Here is a 606-nt window from a genome sequence, read left to right as displayed (position 1 = left end):
AGCAGTCGCGATCTCCGCGCGGAGTGAGTCGGTACGACAGTCGGTGCCCGAGTCTTCAAGTCGGGCGGTCGTCTTCGTGGACATGCTGGTTCAGCCAGCACGGGGTCGGTGCTCTAACACCGGCCTCACTTTCTGTGAGGCACCCGTGCTTACCCAACAGTCTATCCCCCAATCACTTAGTAGTTGCTATTAGCAACACCTATCAGCAGGTGACAAAAGAAACTAAGTGGTTGGCGAAAGACGGTACTGTTGTAAATGGTGGACAGCAACACCACGGCAATGACGCTCACCGAGGAGGATTTGAACGAGTTGGATCACCAGATATTGGACGTGCTGGCCGACGGCCGGGCGACACCAACGCTGGTGAAGAAGCTCTTAGAAAAGCAAGGGACCGATGTGTCACGCCAGTACGTCAACCGGCGGATGAAGCGCCTCTCGGAACACGACCACATCCAGAACTTGCTGGATACGGGGGTCTACGAGCAGAGGGCAGACCCGCGCAAAACCTGAAGTATGGGTGTAAAAACCGATACTGGCCAGTTCGAGTGTCCTGCCTGCTCCCGCAGGTTCGAGACGCACTCGGGGCTCAAACAACACCACTCACAG

General features: G+C 56.4%; 1 protein-coding gene. It reads left to right on the top strand.

The annotated features are described in order from the left end of the window. Positions 1-279: 279 nt before the first annotated feature. Positions 280-510 carry a hypothetical protein gene (locus EXE45_RS17425; RefSeq protein WP_137695075.1) on the top strand — a complete coding sequence of 77 codons (231 nt, stop codon included), beginning with the start codon at positions 280-282 and terminating at the stop codon, positions 508-510. The last annotated feature ends 96 nt before the right edge of the window (positions 511-606 follow it).

Origin of the sequence: Halorubrum sp. SP9, assembly GCF_005435015.1 — an archaeon.
In the GTDB taxonomy this organism is placed as follows: domain Archaea; phylum Halobacteriota; class Halobacteria; order Halobacteriales; family Haloferacaceae; genus Halorubrum; species Halorubrum sodomense.
The sequence above is the reverse complement of the archived record's forward strand: the minus strand, read 5'-3'. Positions and strand labels throughout refer to the sequence as shown.